The 16,409-nt window shown below is 56.9% G+C and carries 13 protein-coding genes and 1 pseudogene; 3 read left to right on the forward strand and 11 right to left on the reverse strand.

The window, feature by feature from the left end; genetic code table 11:
• Positions 1 to 10 precede the first annotated feature (10 nt).
• From AVCG78_RS24530 to AVCG78_RS27390, 8 genes and pseudogenes are all read right to left on the reverse strand, one after another.
• Positions 11 to 2,287, reverse strand: coding sequence for a N,N-dimethylformamidase beta subunit family domain-containing protein (locus tag AVCG78_RS24530; protein ID WP_071585063.1), 2,277 nt, complete (start codon positions 2,285 to 2,287; stop codon positions 11 to 13).
• The gene (locus AVCG78_RS24535; protein ID WP_071585064.1) at positions 2,284 to 2,685 is read right to left on the reverse strand and encodes a hypothetical protein; all 402 of its coding nucleotides are present in this window, start codon (positions 2,683 to 2,685) and stop codon (positions 2,284 to 2,286) included. Before AVCG78_RS24535 ends, AVCG78_RS24530 begins: the two co-directional genes overlap by 4 nt.
• 147 nt (positions 2,686 to 2,832) lie before the next feature.
• A complete protein-coding gene (locus AVCG78_RS24540) occupies positions 2,833 to 3,837 on the reverse strand; it encodes a sugar ABC transporter substrate-binding protein (RefSeq protein WP_071585065.1) in 1,005 nt (334 codons plus the stop codon).
• 134 nt (positions 3,838 to 3,971) lie between these two features.
• Positions 3,972 to 4,766: an ABC transporter permease gene (locus AVCG78_RS24545; protein WP_409065506.1), complete on the reverse strand. Its 795-nt coding sequence runs from the start codon at positions 4,764 to 4,766 to the stop codon at positions 3,972 to 3,974.
• Positions 4,767 to 4,966: 200 nt separating this feature from the next.
• Positions 4,967 to 5,944, reverse strand: a complete 978-nt coding sequence (locus AVCG78_RS24550; protein ID WP_071585067.1) for an ABC transporter permease — start codon at positions 5,942 to 5,944, stop codon at positions 4,967 to 4,969.
• Positions 5,941 to 7,419, reverse strand: a complete 1,479-nt coding sequence (locus AVCG78_RS24555) for a sugar ABC transporter ATP-binding protein (protein ID WP_174083660.1) — start codon at positions 7,417 to 7,419, stop codon at positions 5,941 to 5,943. Before AVCG78_RS24555 ends, AVCG78_RS24550 begins: the two co-directional genes overlap by 4 nt.
• A gap of 674 nt (positions 7,420 to 8,093) precedes the next feature.
• Positions 8,094 to 8,978, reverse strand: a complete 885-nt coding sequence (locus tag AVCG78_RS24560) for a LacI family DNA-binding transcriptional regulator (RefSeq protein WP_234617966.1) — start codon at positions 8,976 to 8,978, stop codon at positions 8,094 to 8,096.
• 24 nt (positions 8,979 to 9,002) lie between these two features.
• A pseudogene (locus AVCG78_RS27390) lies at positions 9,003 to 9,110 on the reverse strand (hypothetical protein); the annotation flags it as partial.
• 222 nt (positions 9,111 to 9,332) lie between these two features.
• Here AVCG78_RS27390 and AVCG78_RS24565 point away from each other — a divergent pair.
• The 3 genes from AVCG78_RS24565 to AVCG78_RS24575 all read left to right on the forward strand — a co-directional run bounded on the left by AVCG78_RS24565 (position 9,333) and on the right by AVCG78_RS24575 (position 13,053).
• Positions 9,333 to 10,400, forward strand: coding sequence for a phosphotriesterase family protein (locus AVCG78_RS24565; RefSeq protein ID WP_071585069.1), 1,068 nt, complete (start codon positions 9,333 to 9,335; stop codon positions 10,398 to 10,400).
• Between the two features lie 391 nt (positions 10,401 to 10,791).
• Entirely contained in the window at positions 10,792 to 11,802 is a 1,011-nt protein-coding gene (locus tag AVCG78_RS24570) for an IS30 family transposase (RefSeq protein ID WP_156620490.1), read from the forward strand.
• A 153-nt stretch (positions 11,803 to 11,955) separates the two neighbouring features.
• A complete protein-coding gene (locus AVCG78_RS24575) occupies positions 11,956 to 13,053 on the forward strand; it encodes an IS1595 family transposase (RefSeq protein WP_071584643.1) in 1,098 nt (365 codons plus the stop codon).
• Between the two features lie 137 nt (positions 13,054 to 13,190).
• On the opposite strand, the gene AVCG78_RS24580 is transcribed toward AVCG78_RS24575, so the two are convergent.
• The 3 genes from AVCG78_RS24580 to AVCG78_RS24590 all read right to left on the reverse strand — a co-directional run bounded on the left by AVCG78_RS24580 (position 13,191) and on the right by AVCG78_RS24590 (position 16,305).
• Positions 13,191 to 14,066, reverse strand: coding sequence for a YsnF/AvaK domain-containing protein (locus AVCG78_RS24580; RefSeq protein WP_071584644.1), 876 nt, complete (start codon positions 14,064 to 14,066; stop codon positions 13,191 to 13,193).
• Between the two features lie 18 nt (positions 14,067 to 14,084).
• Positions 14,085 to 14,420 carry a DUF2382 domain-containing protein gene (locus AVCG78_RS24585; protein ID WP_071584645.1) on the reverse strand — a complete coding sequence of 112 codons (336 nt, stop codon included), beginning with the start codon at positions 14,418 to 14,420 and terminating at the stop codon, positions 14,085 to 14,087.
• Between the two features lie 637 nt (positions 14,421 to 15,057).
• The gene (locus AVCG78_RS24590) at positions 15,058 to 16,305 is read right to left on the reverse strand and encodes an MFS transporter (RefSeq protein WP_071584646.1); all 1,248 of its coding nucleotides are present in this window, start codon (positions 16,303 to 16,305) and stop codon (positions 15,058 to 15,060) included.
• Positions 16,306 to 16,409: the final 104 nt, after the last annotated feature.

Consider the following 16,409-nt stretch of genomic DNA (forward strand, 5'->3'; position numbering starts at 1 on the left):
TGGGAAGTGATCACGTGATGTCGAGCATCTCGTCGCTATTTTCGAACTTCTCCAGGACATTGAGCGTGATTTGCGAGACATTATTTCGGTAATTCTCATGGGACAGACTTCCCGCCCAAGCCATCGAGGACACGCTGAACACTGCGCCGCCATTCTTCGATGTGTAGAGAGCAAGGTCGCCGCGGACCAAAGGAGACTCCACACCGTCCTGCCCCGGATAAGGAGCGAACTGGTCTTCTGGTGTGAGCATGGCATTGGCCGTGTGGCCAACGGAGGAAGCCAGGAGCAGGGTATGCGGTGGAGTGCCCAACCCATAGTCCATCCGGTCCATTTCCAAGCCGCTGGCGCCCCCGTTGATCAGACCAAAATTACCGATCACTTCGTCAGGCCCGACGCCTTTCATGATCCAGCTCGCCTCATCGGTCACGGCATCGGGCATCTGTTTATAGCCCACCGAGATATCGGCGCCGTGTGCGGTGTAGCCTACTGTCCATATCTTCTGTGGCGGACGGCCACGCATCCGCCAGAGCCCGCCCTTTTCTCCCGTCGTGCTGTGATACAGTTCGCCGGGTCTTGCCCGCCATGCCTGGTCACCGGTTTCGCCCTTTCGCACCTCAAGGACCCAGGGTTTTCTTGGATCGAGCGTCGCCACCCAGTAAAAGCCGTTAGCGGCCAGATACATGGCCCGCCCACCTGTGGAGATATAGTCTTCCCAGGCGTCGAGCATGGCACCGGAATAGTATTCCGGATGGGATCCCGTGATAACCACGGCATAGTGCTTGAGCAGTTCCGCGCCCTCGGTGTTGAGATCGTGGTCGGTGATGATGTCGAATTCGCGTTCGAAATGCTTGAGCCAGTCGATGATGTAGAGATCGGCTGGAAACTGCCAGAAAGCGCCAAACTCGTGCTTGTAGTGAGGGCGAAGGTTCAGGATCGGGCGGCGCCAGGAGCTGTATTGGACACCCCTGCCGTCAGCATGCAGATCGTAAACGGAAAAGCCATACAGCGGCCGGGATTCGTGCATCTCCAGGTCAATATCTTCAAGCGTTGCGAATGCCCCTTGTGTCAGCTGCATGCTGTCCGCGTTCTGCATGACTTGGCTATTGGCATAAGCCATGTAGGAGAAGGTGGGAACCAGAAAGGCAATGCGCTTTCGATGGCCACCTTTGGCCGGAGTCACGAAGAAAGGGATGTGATCCTGATCGTCGCCCGCATTCAGGCGCAGTGCGTAGACGCCCGAAGGCAGAGTGTCCGGCACGTCGAACGAAAGCGCCTTATCCCACCGACAGTCGTCAAGCGAATCCTCGTGAAACCAGATCGCGCCATACATCTGGGGCGCATGGATGAAGCGCTCCTCGCTGCCGTCCCAATTCCAACCCGTCATCGCCCGGTCCGGGCTGTTATAGCAGGTCCCATGGAGTTCATTGCCACTGACATCAGAGACGGAATCCGCGTCAACGCCTTGCCTGCTTATCTCAGCCGAAAAATCCCAGCGAGCTCTGAGATTCTTCGGTTCGACACCGTGGGATTCGAGTTCGGAAAGGGCCTTTCCACTCAGGGCTTTCTCCGTAACAAACGGCGAATCGACCTTGCCGTTGAAAAGCGCGGTGACGCGAATGCGCTCGCTGGCGCCTTGCGCGGATCCCGCGATGATGACACTCACGCCTGCATCTGCGGGGGCGATCGGGCAGGTCTCAACCACCACACAGTCCGTCTCCAGCGGCACGGTTCTGGAAAGCCGTGAGTTGTAGGCGTTGATGACGGTCCGCTGAGAAAGTCTCAGGATGCGGGCATCAGGATCGAATGTCACCGTGACAGCATACCAAACTTCACGCGCAAGCCGCCCTTTTGCGGAAACGAACTTCGTATTAACACCGTCCCCGACACAGAACCGCAACCGACCGTCAACGACTTCCAATTTCCAGCCAATAGCTGTCTCTTCGCTCCAACGGCTTATTACCGTCGAGTTCCGATGCGGCAGCGAAGGCGACAGGTAAAGATGAAGGGTGAACCCATCGCTGCCAGCGAGCTGGCTTGCAAGGTCTGGAATTTCGATGAAGCCGCCCAGCTGGGTGAATTGAGGATGGCAGCCGTAGGTACCATTGATGTCGGCTGCTACATTCTCGGAATGAAAGCCCGGCCCATCTGGGTTCGGGTCGCCATGGATAAGTTCGACCAGCTGGAATGTGACATTCCGGCTATATTCGTCGTGAACAAAAAAATCGATGGTTTGACCGGCCGTCACATTGGGTCGGTCGGTGTAGCCACGCAAGGGAAGACGGGTCACGAAACGATATCCTTCACAGTCATTTGCGTCCAAAGATCCAGCTCCTGCAGGCGGGCGCTGAATACCGCATGGGCGGCATCATTTTCGTTCGAGAACGTTTCGTTGCCCATCAGCTCCGTGGTTATGCCCGGGCCGCCCATCCGCGCCAGGCGGTACTCCCTGAAGGGCTTTACGGCGTAGATGAAGATCTTGCCCGAGCTTGGAATGTTGCGGATGTATCGCAGCACTTCACTGAGGTCACGACTATGGGAATCACCGTTGCCGCGCGGATTCCGCTCATGCTCGGCAATCAGCTCCGGCGTGACCATCTTTCGGATGATATCCTTGCGACGCTGATTAAAATAACCGGACCAGTCTTCTGTCCGATCTCGATAGTGTGACGGGTCGGTAATGGGCATTCTGTAACCATCCTCATTCAGAGCTCACCTTGATGCTGCAGTGGATTTTGGCGCGGACGCAATACGACCGGGCCACAACCCTCGTGGTAGCCTGATATCCGGGCAGGATACTCCAGGATTCCACGAGTGCTGCGCAACCGACGTTGGTTATCCCTTCACAGTGGCCCCGATGCACTTCTCGGCGCTTTCTTTGGTAATTTCAGGCGTATCCAGGGTTGTCATCTTGGGCACGGATATCCCTTGAGCCACCTTGATCGTCAATTCGGCGCCGAACTTTCCCATCAACACCGGGTTCCACAGGACGGTCGAGTATTCCTTCCCGGCCTTGACGTTCTGGTAGCCGATCGGATCGCAATCAATGCCGACGGCGACGAAATCTTTCCCGGCCTGCTTGCCGGCGCGTTCTCCCGCCAGGATCGCACCCTGCAACATGGTATCGGAGTGCGCGAAGACGCCGACGATGTTGGCATTTGCGTATTTCGAGAACATCGTCGTTGCGACCGTCTGTGCCTGGCTCAAATCCCAATTCGCGGTCTGCGTCTCCACCACTTTCAAGCCGGGAGCGGCTTTAGCGAGACCGGCGGCAAACCCTTTTTGGCGGGCGGTCGTCGTGAACCCGCCGAGGGCTCCGGTGATGTGAAGGACAGAACCTTCCGGTGCCTTGCCGATCGACTTGAGGCCGGCCACAAGGGAGGCGGCTTGCCTGGCGCCCATCTCTTCTTCGTCCATGCCGAAAAATGCGGAGTAAAGCGTCGTATCTGCCGTTGCAGGCGGGTAAACGCCGATGACGATCGGCACTGAAGGGTTGGTTTGCTTCGCCCTGGCAAGTGCCGGCAGCAATGATGTCTGGTCCGTAGGCCACAGAAGGATGGCGGCCGGGTTTGTGCTGATCGCCCGATTGAATTGCTGCGTTTGCTGAGCCGCCTGACCGAAATCGACGTACTCGACAATGACGTTTGCACCCTCCTGCTTTAGGGCATCCGTCGCGACATTCGCGAAGGTGGCACAGGTATCGCAGCTTGGGGTCAGCGAAAGAATGAACACAGTCTTGCCGGCGAGCGCCTGGGCGGCTGCGGCCGGAGTTCCGCTTGAGAATGTCGCAGCCGCGAACGCCGCCACCGTGGACAGGATAAGGATTGTCAGCTTGGTCATTGGTATTCCCCTATTTATTGTTGAAGTTCAGATTGTCGCGAAGACATGCCGGCATCTGCTTTGTGCAGTCTGCAGGCAGGTTGGTTGTTACGAATTGAGTTTCGCGTGATTTCCGTATTGCAGCCTGGGGGCGTTCAATCCGACACCACGATTTCCGCACGCCGAAGGACAAACTGCGCAAGCGGCCGATCCAGCGCCAGCACGGCAATCAGAATCGCTCCGTTGACCAATTCGATCGTCGAAGACGAGATGCCCGCCAGACCAAGTCCACTCGTCACCACCGACAAGAGAAACGCGCCACCGACAGCGCCCAGAAGAGATCCTCGGCCGCCGCCCAGCGCAATTCCGCCAATGAGGACTGCCGTGGCTGCACCGAGCAGGCTGTCGTAGTCGGCACCTGGGGTGCTGGAAGCAAGCGATATCGCCTGCAGCGCTCCAGCCAAGGTCACGCATACGGCGGAGATCACAAATGCGATCATCAGTGTCTGGATGACGGGAAGGCCCGAGGCACGGGCTTTCTTGCCGTCCCCGCCGGTCGCGTACAGGTAGCGCCCCCATCTGGTGAGCTTGACCGCCACGATGATCAACGCCACGATCGTCAACTCGGCGATGCTTTGCCAGGACAAGACCTGAGCGATCGGCTTCGTCAATTCGAGGCTTATCGTGTAGTCCATCATCGAAACGAAGTTGTTGTTCGAGACCAGAAATCCGAGCCCGATGCACAACATCATTGTCGCAACAGTGATCGCAATGGAAGGTATCCGGAGAAAACCGACGGTCCAGCCATTGACCAGCCCGCAAATCACTCCCGCTGCCGTCGCGAGGGTAAGACTGCCGATAAGCCCGACCGTGTCGGCATACTTGATGACCACAAGGCCTGCCAGAGGGAAGGTGCCGACGATCGAGAGGTCGAATTCTTTGGCCAGCATGACCACTCCGAGCCCCGTTGCCAGGAGTGCCAGGACCGAGAAGATCTGAATGAGCGAATAGATATTTCCGAAAGTGAAGAAATGCGGCACGAGGATCGAGAAGGCTATGAACGCAAGACTTGCGATCCCCCAGGCAAGCGCCGTTCTGGCGGACCAATATCCTTGCCGCGATATATGCTGGAAACTGCGAGAAAAATTGCTCATCGGCGTTGCCGGCTTTCACGTGAGAGGATGCCCGTGAGGACAACGACGGTCAGCACCAACGCTCCTTCGACCACTCTTTGAAGCGAGTAGTCGAGTCCCGCCAGAGACGCGATATTGACCAGCAATCCGACGAAGATTGCGCCAATGGCAGCACCAACAGGTGTTCCGGCACCCCCTGTGATGGCGACGCCGCCGACCACCACCGCGACAATCGCTTCGGTACCGAAACTCGAGCCCAGTTGGAGTTGTCCCGAGTTGGATTGAGCGGCCAGCAGCGCGCCGGCCATGCCGGTCGTAGCACCAGAAATTGCAAAGGCGCAGACAATCAGCCCGGTTCTCGGGACCGCCGAAATGCGTGCGGCCTTGTCATTCAGTCCCAGCAATTTCATCTGTCGGCCGGGAACGGTATGACGCATCACCCAGAAAAGAAGCAGGGTTAAAACCAGAAATATGGCCGCCTCCATCGGCAAGAAGCCAAGCAAGGTTGCGTTCAGCATTTTGGTGTCGCCGACGCCCAGAACGGTTTGTCCACCCGTCCAAAGCTGCCCTATGCCAATCATCATGGCGCTCGCTGCAATCGTCACAATAATCGGATCACCCTCGAACCGCCCGATGACAAAGCCCTGGATCGCACCGACACAGGTCGCCATGACAATCGTGATCATCATCGCTTCAATGGCTCCGAAATGCAGAAACGTGGAAAAGCAGATCGTGCTGAGCGCCACCAGAGTGCTGACCGACAGGGAGAACACCTGACCGGAAATGGTGATGAGACTGAGCCCGACTGCGACAATCCCGATTAATGAGACCGACAGGCTCAGCCCGCGAAAATTCGGAACGCTGGCAAATCCGTCGAGATAAAAGGCAGCAAGAAGGCTGACGACGATCGTTGCCGCAGCCACAAGAGCCGCGCCGGACGGTTGGTAGAACCGGACAGTCGCAAGCTTCGCCACGTGTTGGGAAATCGCGCTCATGCCGCCGCTCCACGAAGAATTTCGCTGAGAAGGACGGTGTCATCCATCCTGCCGACAGCGTGTCTGCCGATGATCCGTCCGCGGTACATCGTAATGACGTCGTCAGCCAATTCGCGAATCTCCAGCAGGTCGCTTGTCGATACGATTATGGGGACGCCCTGGCGGGCAAGTCGCCGGAGGCTCCGGTAAATATCGGGTCGGGCCCCTACGTCCACGCCACGGGTTGGCTCGCACAGAAGCAGCAGCTTCGGGGCACAGGCGAGCGCCCGCGCCAACGCGACTTTTTGCTGGTTGCCGCCGCTGAAGGCCTGGACATTTTCGCCGAGCCGCGTTCGGGTGAAATGCACTTTCTCGGCCTCGCCGATGGCCAGTTTCTTCTCCTCCCGGCGCCGCAAGATCCGCCATTTGCTGACGCGGCCGAGTGCGCTTGAACTTATATTGTCGGTAACGCTGGCATTCAGGAAGACACCTTCCGTTGCCCGGTCGGCCGGAACGTATATGACGCCATGACGCTTGGTCTGGCGGTAGGATTGCAGCGGCAGATCCGAACCATACAGGGACACGCTTCCACTGCTTGGCGGCGCCAAGCCAGCCAGCGTCCTGGCAACTTCGTCTGCGCCAGAGCCGACCTGACCAAATATTGCCAGGATACGTCCCGGATTTCCAACAAAGGAAATATCGTTGAACCTGCTGCCGAATGATAGCCCGCTGACGTCCAGCGTCGGCGCTCCGAGGTCGCGGTCTTCACGTTCGACGATGCTGAGGGACGGTGTCTGCGTGTGACCCAGCATATGGGTTATGACGTCGTGCATCTCGAAATTTTCGGTCGGTCCGCTGGCGACGACTTTCCCCGATCTTAGAATTGAAACGCGATCGGCAAGCTGGAATACTTCTCCGAGCCGGTGCGTGATGTACACGACCGAATGTCCGGCTTTGGCCAATCTGCGCGCGACCTTATACACAAGTTGGATTTCGACATCAGACAAAGTGGCGGTGGGTTCGTCGAGAACAAGCACTTTCGCATTGCGCATCAGCCCCCGGGCAATTTCCAGGAGTTGCTGCTTGGCAAGAGACAGTGTTTCTACCGGTCGGCTCAAGCTGACGTCATCAAGTCCGACCATGGCCAGAACATCGCGCGCCGTCCGCCGCATTCTGCGATACGGGACAAACAGTCCCCCGGAATTGTCCGCCAGTACCAGATTGTCCAGCACGGAGAGTTGAGGGATGACTGAAAGCTCCTGGAAAACCATCGCGACATCGGAATTCATGTGAGCGGGCCCACGAATTTCTCCTGATGTCGGAGCGATGACGCCAGCGAGGATTTTCACCAGCGTACTCTTTCCAGCACCGTTCTCGCCGAGAAGCGCGTGTATCTCGCCGCTCCGAAATTTTACGCTGACATTGTCGAGGACCGTCACCCGTCCATAGATCTTCGTTATCCCTGCGGCTTCCAGCAATATTGGATCATTTTCCAAAGACGGTTCCGACTGCTTTGCTATCTCGGTCAATTCGGCGACACACCTTTCTAAATCCAAATCGTTTCATTGGGTGAACAAGGTTCTTGGCAGCAACAACTGTCGTTTGGTCTGCTGGAAATGAAGACGCAAACACCGTGCCATCGGATTGCGCTGACGAAAAATAGCTCACCGTTCCAAACCGGGGATTTTTTCGTGACTGTTCTATCCCACTGTCATCATTAGGGAATTTTGCTGTTTCCCTCCAGCGCAAGGCCCCGATCAAGTCGGCAAGTCGGCACTTCATTGGAAATTGCAGTCGCAGCCGTGATTTCCCTGCGTCTCTTTCCTGAGACTCCACGGCTGCTGATATTCAGGGCCCTCTCCATTTGAGGATACCGTCCCGCTAACAATGGTTCAGCGCGAAGAATTGGCCGCCGGCCGCAGATCGGATCAAAACGGCGGCACTTTTGTGTGCCGCCATGTCGGCATCCGCCTATGAGATAGGCGTGAAGCAACTGGCGCTGGTTGACGCCGACGGGAAGATCGGCACAGGCCTGTCACACGGCGCGGAGCCGTCGATGTCAAGCCGGTACGCTTCTTTAGCGCCGCTTTAAACGCAGTTCGCATCTCGCTATTGGCGATGGATCGAAGCGACTTGATCTAAATGAAAATTTTGAAAGGAAAGACCAGGCTCAAGCAGAACTGCCCCGCACGACCAGACGGGGTTCCAGCAGGATATGTCTAGGATTTTTGCGCCCGTCAATTCTCTCGAATATCATGCTGGCTGCATGCTCTCCAAGGGCTTCGGCGGATTGGTCCACGCTGGAGAGGGAATTCTGCGCCAGCTTAGAAAACGCCATGTTGTCGATCCCGACGATGGCGAGTTGACGAGGGACATCAAGGCCGGCACGCTTGGCCTCGCTCAGAACTTCAAGTGCGGCGAAATCGTTCCAGCAAAACACCGCATCGGGACGGTCTTGCCCCCGCAACATGATTTCGGTCAGCGGGCCGACGTCGATTGCACTCTCTTCCGAATACAGAACCCGCGCGTGATCGTCTAAACCGTACTTCGCCATGGCTGCGAGATAACCTCTCTCGCGGCGGTGCGGAACCGCGCCTGTGATATTCGGCCAGCGGACGTTGACCATGGATATCTTTCTGTAACCCTGCTGGCATAGATGTTCTACGGCCAGACGGGCTCCCTTTTCATCATCCGCGTTTGCCGTATCGAAGGCAACGGTTTCGGGGTCGTGATATGCGACGAGCACGGTCGGTATCTTGCGGGCGGTCGCTTCCAGCACATCCTTCCCAACGCGGGGTGCAATCCAGATCAATCCATCCACCTGCCGGTCCAGCATTGCCTCGATGAGCGACGCCTCATTTGATCCCAGGGACTGACTGACGCCAAGCAGCGGCTGATATTGCGTGCCGGCCAGCTTTCGACTGATGCCCACGAACACGTCGGCAAAAAATGGATTATGTATTTCGGAAGCGAGCACACCTAACGTATACGCCTTGCCGCGCATGGCTCTGGCGGATGTTTGCGGTCGATAATCGAGGCGCTCGATAGAGGCCATGACCTTGCTCCGCAATTCCTGGCTAACGCCATAGGCATTGCAAAGCACCTTCGATACGGCGGACCGCGAAACGCCGGCATCAAGTGCGACCGTTCGTATTGTTGGACGTCGCTCGTCGGGTTCTGACCTCATCGAAAGTCCTATCGCTAAGTGGCCGAGATCTCACATCAGGTGATGCTGGTTAGCATAATCTGTTGCAACTCAATACATCTTATACTAACGTGGACCGATCCACGTAGAACGATCCACGCCGCGCATCAGGGATGGCTGCTTAACATAATCACAAATTTATCTCCGGGCTGCGATTCTGCGGCTCTTGGTTCCAACAAGGAATGCCACAGAGGAGCGAAGCCTATGTCGACGGTCATGACGGTTCTGGGACCGGTGCCAGCCAGTGAACTTGGAAAGACCATCGTTCACGAACATCTTTTCATTGATTTGAGCTGCTATTTTCGTCCGCCGGAATCCGAGGAAGCGGCAAGGGCATTCGCTGAACCTGTCAGTCTTTTCAATCTGCATGTCATGCACAAGGATCCCTACGGGAGCAGGGACAATTGCATCCTCGATGACGTAGAACTTGCCGTGCGCGAAGTCGAGGTGTTCAAGTCGCTGGGCGGACGTACGATCGTGGATGTCACCTTACCTGACATCGGGCGCGATGTGGCCAAGCTCGCTGAGGTGTCGAAACGAACTGGCGTGCATGTTGTTGCCGGCTGCGGGCATTACATCTTGTCGGCCATGTCGAATGCAACCAAGTCGGCGTCTCTGGCGCAGATCGAAGATGAAATGATGCGGGATATTGTCGACGGTATCGATGGCACGGGAATCCGGGCTGGAATTATTGGTGAAATTGGTACAGGCGATCCCATCGATCCTCAGGAAATCAAGGTTCTAAGGGCGGCGGCACGGGTCCAGCGAAAGACGGGGCTGGCGATTACGATTCACGTTCATCCGCCGGGCAGACGCGGGAATGAAGTCTTGGACATTCTTTTTGATGAAGGGGTCGCGCCGGATCGCATCATACTCGGACATGTCGACACGGCTCTGGCGCATCTTGATATCGATTTCGATGGTGCAATGGACTATCTGCAAAGCCTCATGGCCCGCGGCTGTTACGTGGAATCGGATTTATGTGGCAATGCTCATTATTTTCGCACGTCGTCCGCAGCTTGGTGGATGCCTACGGATCGGGAACGCTGCCGGGCGCTGGCCGCCCTTGTGCGCCTGGGCTACGGCGATAAATTGCTTCTTTCCCAGGACGTCGGCCATAAACACTATTTGCAATCCTACGGTGGCTGGGGATATGGCCATGTCCTTGGCGATTTCAGCCATCACTTGCGTGAGGCCGGACTGGACCAAGCTGATATAAACAGAATGTTCCTGGAGAACGCACACCGGATACTTACGCCCGCCACGGGATGAGCGGATTAGCCATCGATCGGCGGGTAATCTGTTGGATTTTGTCGGTGGTGAGCAAGAAGTAGCGCCGTATCAAAGCGGTCAAATTATTGCGCTGGCTGCTGTCGCTCCATAGTTGCCGTCACAGAGACGCACTCCTCAAAGGTCCCGATCGTCGCGCTCTTCAGACCTATGGCGCTGAAGGAGTGGGCTGCGGTGGCTCGTCGCAATCTGAGCCTTTAATTCTCCATGTAAAGCGTTCGATCTTTACGCGGCTTAACTGTGGACGTCGTTATCATAACGTGAAAGTTCCATAATTGGTATTACGCTTTAAAATTGGGGCGGGAGGTGGGTTCAAGGATGAAGTGCGACTTGCAATAGATAACAAAGGTTTATCGTTTGCAAGGAAAGCGCAATGAAACGCACTTACTCCCATATCGACTTGGACGAACGTCGCAAGATCGCTCGCTGGCGTATGGCGGGCCAGAGTATTGAGATGATCGCCGAGACACTCGGTCGCCATCGCTCGACGATCTTTCGTGAAATCAAGCGGAATACGTTTATCGATGAGGTGGTCCCGGACCTCAATGGCTATTACTGCGTCACGGCGCATGACATGGCTTGCGAACGGCGGGCCAAGCTGCGGAAGCTGGCGCGCTTTGCGAATGTGAGGCAGTCCGTGATCGACCGGATCATGCATGGTTGGTCGCCCCAGCAAATCGCCGGTCGCATGCGGCTGGAACAGCATCCGATCTTTGTCAGTCACGAGACAATCTACAAGTTCGCATACTCGGCCGACGGTCATGCCATCAAGCTGTGGCGTCACCTGCCGGAGCATCGAGCCAGACGGCGACCACGACATGCAAGACGTGAGCACAGTCAACGCTTTAGTCCGGAACTCAACATTCTGCACCGGCCGGATGTCGTTGCTGAACGCAAGCAGTTCGGGCATTGGGAATGCGATCTGATCCAGTTCCGCAAGAAGTTCGGCAAGGCGAATGTGACATCGCTTGTTGAGCGGGTGAGCCGCTTTACGATCTTGTTGCGCAACAATGATCGCCAGTCCCGCCCGGTCATGGATGGCATCATCCAGGCGCTGAAGAGCCTCCCTCACCTCGCCCGCCGATCGTTGACATTCGACCGAGGCACCGAATTCACTGACTGGCCGTACCTTCAGGCAGGCATAGGCACGCAAACATGGTTTTGTGACCCACAATCGCCCTGGCAAAAAGGAACGGTCGAAAATACCAACCGGCGAGCGCGAAAATGGCTTTCGAGAGACGTCGATCCCTTGTCCGTAGCCGCCGCCGATCTGATGGAGATCTGCAATCGGCTTAATCAGACACCGCGTAAATGCCTCGGCTACCGAACGCCGGCTGAGGTCTTCCGCAAGAAACTGCTCGCGCAGATGCGACATGCCAGCTAGCTTGAAAGCCACGCAGGTCGCACTTCGGCGTGAACTCACAGGAACAAGAGCAGTCCGAAATCGTACGCGGCCTTTATCAACCAAAGACAGCAAATACGTTGTGATATAGTGCTTTCCATGCGATTCTACGGTCAGTTCCGAAGGAGGTAAATTATGTCTGAAATGATGCTGGCAACACTTTCCAATATTCGGACAGTCGAAGACATGGTCGCCGCGTTCCGGGACGAGGAGCATTGCCGCCATTTGCTGGAAGGCATGGTATGGCGGGATGGCAGGGTCTGCCCCGCCTGTGGTTACAAACGCTCGATCGCGATAGCTGGCCGCGACATGGGCAAGCGCCGCGCGCGGCCGGGTCTCTATCAATGCTCCAGTGGTGATTGCCGGTTCCAGTTCACGGTGACAACACACACGCCCCTGCACGCCACGAAACTTCCCTTGCGCGTATGGCTCAAGGCGATGTGGTTGTTGCTGCAGTCGGACAAAGGCCTGTCCTCGGTCCGTCTCGCAGAGGTACTGGGGGTGAGCCAGCCCACGGCCTGGCGGATGGGCCATGCGTTGCGCCTCATGGTGGCGCGTGAGCGCATGCTCGACGGCACGGTGGAAGTCGACCACTTCTATCTTGGCGGCACACCGAGAAAGCATCCCGATGATCCGCCGCCCGGAAGAGGCCGCAAGGGGCAGACAAAAACGGAGAAGACGCCGGTTATGGCGATCGTGCAGCGACCGGCAGACGTTACCCCTGGCTCCACCGCCGGCGACGCCCGCGCCGCTGTCGTTACCGGCCTTTCATTGCGGGCTGCCGTAGGCGCAATTGCAACACAAGTTGAGCTTCATGCGCATTTGATGAGTGACGAGGCAAAGACATTCATGGCCATTGGCGAAAGCTTCGCCGCACACGAAACAGTCAACCACTCCAGCCGTGAATATGTCCGGGATGCCGTCCACGTTAATTCCGTTGAAGGGTTCAATGCTCGGGTCCGCCGAACCATCGCAGGTGTTTTTCATCACATCAGCCCAGAACTTGCCGACCTATATTTCCACGAAATCGGTTTCCGCTGGTCCCAGCGCATTGTTACCGGACAGGCTCTGCGAAAAAGCCGAAGCGGCAAGGAAAGCATGAAAACCCTTTGGTCGAGGGTGCCGCCGGCGCTGCAATTACTGCAAGTGTTCCGCGCTGCTACCGGCCGTCAGATGCGCAGAAGCCCGGATGGCGGCATCACCATCAAATCGGCCGTAGCTGTCTTTGGTTGATAAAGGCCGCGTACGATTTCGGACTGCTCTTGTTCTGACCCCTTAATATAAGTTTAACCGTGAATGAGGAGAAACCACCTCTAAAAACTAGAGCCGCCGGAAAGTCCCGACGGCTCATTATGATCCGCTAGCTGGATTTAGTCGCGGCGGATGCCGCTCGAACCGACATTCCTTACGCCGCCCGTGCGCTCGTCTTCCACCTCGACTTCGGTCTTGCGGAGCGAGTCGGAAATCGTTTCGTTGCGCTGTTCGGCGGTCTTCTTGAGGGCGATCTCTTCGACGACGCGCGCGTCCTTCGACACAACAGCTTCCTCGCGGTGCTCTTCGGCCTCAATCGTACGGTCGACGAATGCGTTCTCGGCACCCGTCAGTGGGCGATTGACGGTGCGGCGGGTGACTTCGACACTTTCATCTCGCAGAGAGACGCTCTCGCTGACCGGGGTCTCGGTAACGTACGAGCGAACTCGGACGCGTCCGTTGTTGACGTCGCGCTTGCCGACCCGCAGCTCTTCCTCGACGACCGGAATGGATTCTTCGTTGTTAGCTTCGATTGTGGACGTGTGGGCCGTACCGCTGGTCCGATCATACGACGACGATGCGAACGCTTCGGTCGATCCCGAACGCGACCAGCCCTCCGACTCCCAGGCCTTGGCGCGCTCGTCAATGTCGATGCTGCCATCGTCATCAAGGATGTCCAGCGCGCGGTCGTGCAGATCGAGAGGGTAGCCGGAGACAGTCAGCAGGTAGCCGCCCCGACGAATGCCCTCGGCATAGGTGGAGCGATCGTCGTCGGCGAGGAAGAATTCTCCGAGCGTCGCCCAGAAGCCCTTGGTCTCATGCGTCGTCGTTGCCGTGTCGCCGTCGCGATCTGCGATGAGCTGGATCGCCGAGCGGGGGATGCCAGCCTCGGCAAGTCTTTCGATCGCCCGGTCGGCTTCCGATCGGTCGTCGTAGAAGGCCGTGATGGTGTTGGAATGGGACGGTACGGTGTTGTTGTTGTCTGTGTAAGCCATAGCCATTGCCTCTCGTTGTTATTCGTCGATGCGTTCGACGGTCGCGGTTTGCTTCTTCAGAGTGACAGGCACCGACACATCTTCCGACGTGACGATCTGCCGAATGCGGATCTCTTCGACGACCGGGATGATCGTAGTGTCGCCTTCGACCCTGGTTTCGGGGACGGCACCGATTTCACGGTCGATGCGTTCCCGGATGACCTCGACGCGCGTTCCGGCCAACGTAGCCTGCGCCAGTTTCTCGACCTCGCTGCTCGAGGTCGAAACACGAACACGCCCGGTCACGACGCGCTCCTTATCGACGGTGACGCTTTCCTCGACGAGCTGGATTTTCCGATCGTTTTCGTCTGACATTGTCACCGCCTGTTTTGCCTAGAAAGAACACCTAAGATTCCTCAGGGTTCCGCGCTGGCCAGACGTTAGCGATCCCAGGGCGGGATAAAGCGGCGGTCCTGATAGTCTGAGATGGAACCCGAATGCAGCGGCCGCAGCTTCAGCCGTTCGTCATCCGCATTGTAGAGTTCGCCTGTCACAGGCAGACCCTCTCCCGGACGATCCAGCATCATCGGCCCGAAGAACGACGCGGCAATATAAAGCGGATAGGGTTTCGTAGTGTGATAAATCCGAGGAAGGAGCTCCCGGCAAGCCCTTCTTGTGCAGGGCGAAACTCCGTTTGAGCGTGCCATAATGAGGACTGCCGCCATGAAACATTTGCTTCCGGAATGCGGAGGGCCGGAGGGCGATCACCCCTCCGGCCGCGACTGATCAGGCCTTCATCATTTCGAGATGGGCGATGTGTTCGTTGATCATCCCACGTGCGAGCTTCGCCGTGTTCAGGTGTTCGCGGATTTGGCCGACTTTGAGGTAATCTGCTGGAGCGGTTCGAGCGGTAACGCCAGACGATGTCAAACTGCCTAAGCTGGATGTGGGTAAGTTTCTCATCGCAACCTGTCTTTCCAGCTACATCTTGTGAGATGACCATCATTTTGCCTTAGCTTAAAGCAGTGTCGTTTCCTGATAGTTTGACACCAAGCGTCTCCGGCAGAAAAATAGCTGCCATGAACGCGACTGCATATGAGCACAATGCGCATATCCCCATTGCTGTCCCGAGTGGAAGGGACGCGGCTATAACTCCCACGGTCGCCGGAACGACGGAGCCAAATCCTCTTCCTCCGCTGAGACAGAAGCCCTGACCGCTTGCACGGATGCTCGTGGGGAAAAGCTCCGAAAATGTCGGGACCATGCCTGAGGCTAGCGCACCTTGGAAAGCGCCAAGAAAGAAGCTAAGCCCGATGGTGATCCCAGGGCCAATTGGGGCAAGGAGATAGATGCCGGCATTAAGTGATTGGAGTATGAGGAAAGTCATGAAAGCGCGGCGTCTGCCAATTCGATCTGAGAGCCAGCCGTATAACAGTGGACCGATCAGAGACCCGAGAATGTTCAAAGCGAGGTAGCCAGCGCTTGTTGTCACGGTCATTCCAAGCGCGGTTCTCAGATAAGTCGGAAGCCAAGTAATCATGGTGTAGGCTCCTCCGAATATACCGGTCGACATGATCGCCGCAGTGAGCGTTGTTCTGAAATAGATTCCCTGGAAGATCGACCAGAACGGCGTCTCTTCCGTTTTCGCGGACTTCGCATCAACGTAAACCCGGGACTCGGGAACAAGACGCCTGATGAAGAAGACTAATCCGGCGGGAAGGATGCCGATTAGAAAGAAGACCCGCCATCCTAGATGCTCGGGAAAAAGAGCAGAAATGATAGGCAACAAGCCGACGGAGATGCCGTATCCAACAGCGTAGCTGCTCTGGATGGATGAAGCCACACGGCCCCTCAAAGCTGGCCTGATCACTTCACTAATCAGTACGCCGCCGACTGCGGCCTCACCTCCGTACCCCAAGCCTTGCAAAAAGCGGAACAGGAAAAGAGGCGAAAATCCAGTTGCAAATGCCGATGCTGCGGTCCACAGTGCCACCCAGGCAATTGTCCACTGTAAAATACGAACTCGTCCCAACCGATCGGCGAGGATTCCCGCACCCCATCCGCCAACAGCCGCACCGACCAGAGCCGCTGTGGCCAAGTAGCCGGCCTCCGGGCGCGTGATTCCAAGGGTGGTGATCAACGCCGGTATGACAAGCGCAAAAATAGTTGAGTCCATCGAGTCGAGCCCGAAGCCTGCAAAGCAAGCCCAGTATGTTTTCCGCTCGACGGGGTTCAGATCCGAGAACCACCCAATTTTCATGTACCGTGCTCCCAATATCAATTTGGAAATCGTAGCTACACGCAGCAACAAATCGCCCTGATCTGTATAGAGTGGGGCGTATTCGGTGCACCCGTGAGGATCTG

Origin of the sequence: Gillisella vitis (genome assembly GCF_021559775.1) — a bacterium.
Lineage (GTDB): Bacteria > Pseudomonadota > Alphaproteobacteria > Rhizobiales > Rhizobiaceae > Allorhizobium > Allorhizobium ampelinum.

What these genes read in the sequence shown, in the direction of transcription:
- AVCG78_RS24535 (WP_071585064.1), bottom strand. Translation starts at nt 2,685, where the DNA reads ATGCCCATTACCGACCCGTCACACTATCGAGATCGGACAGAAGACTGG.
- AVCG78_RS24540 (WP_071585065.1), bottom strand. Translation starts at nt 3,837, where the DNA reads ATGACCAAGCTGACAATCCTTATCCTGTCCACGGTGGCGGCGTTCGCG.
- AVCG78_RS24545 (WP_409065506.1), bottom strand. Translation starts at nt 4,766, where the DNA reads ATGCTGGCCAAAGAATTCGACCTCTCGATCGTCGGCACCTTCCCTCTG.
- AVCG78_RS24550 (WP_071585067.1), bottom strand. Translation starts at nt 5,944, where the DNA reads ATGAGCGCGATTTCCCAACACGTGGCGAAGCTTGCGACTGTCCGGTTC.
- AVCG78_RS24560 (WP_234617966.1), bottom strand. Translation starts at nt 8,978, where the DNA reads ATGGCCTCTATCGAGCGCCTCGATTATCGACCGCAAACATCCGCCAGA.
- AVCG78_RS24565 (WP_071585069.1), top strand. Translation starts at nt 9,333, where the DNA reads ATGTCGACGGTCATGACGGTTCTGGGACCGGTGCCAGCCAGTGAACTT.
- AVCG78_RS24570 (WP_156620490.1), top strand. Translation starts at nt 10,792, where the DNA reads ATGAAACGCACTTACTCCCATATCGACTTGGACGAACGTCGCAAGATC.
- AVCG78_RS24575 (WP_071584643.1), top strand. Translation starts at nt 11,956, where the DNA reads ATGTCTGAAATGATGCTGGCAACACTTTCCAATATTCGGACAGTCGAA.
- AVCG78_RS24580 (WP_071584644.1), bottom strand. Translation starts at nt 14,066, where the DNA reads ATGGCTTACACAGACAACAACAACACCGTACCGTCCCATTCCAACACC.
- AVCG78_RS24585 (WP_071584645.1), bottom strand. Translation starts at nt 14,420, where the DNA reads ATGTCAGACGAAAACGATCGGAAAATCCAGCTCGTCGAGGAAAGCGTC.
- AVCG78_RS24590 (WP_071584646.1), bottom strand. Translation starts at nt 16,305, where the DNA reads ATGAAAATTGGGTGGTTCTCGGATCTGAACCCCGTCGAGCGGAAAACA.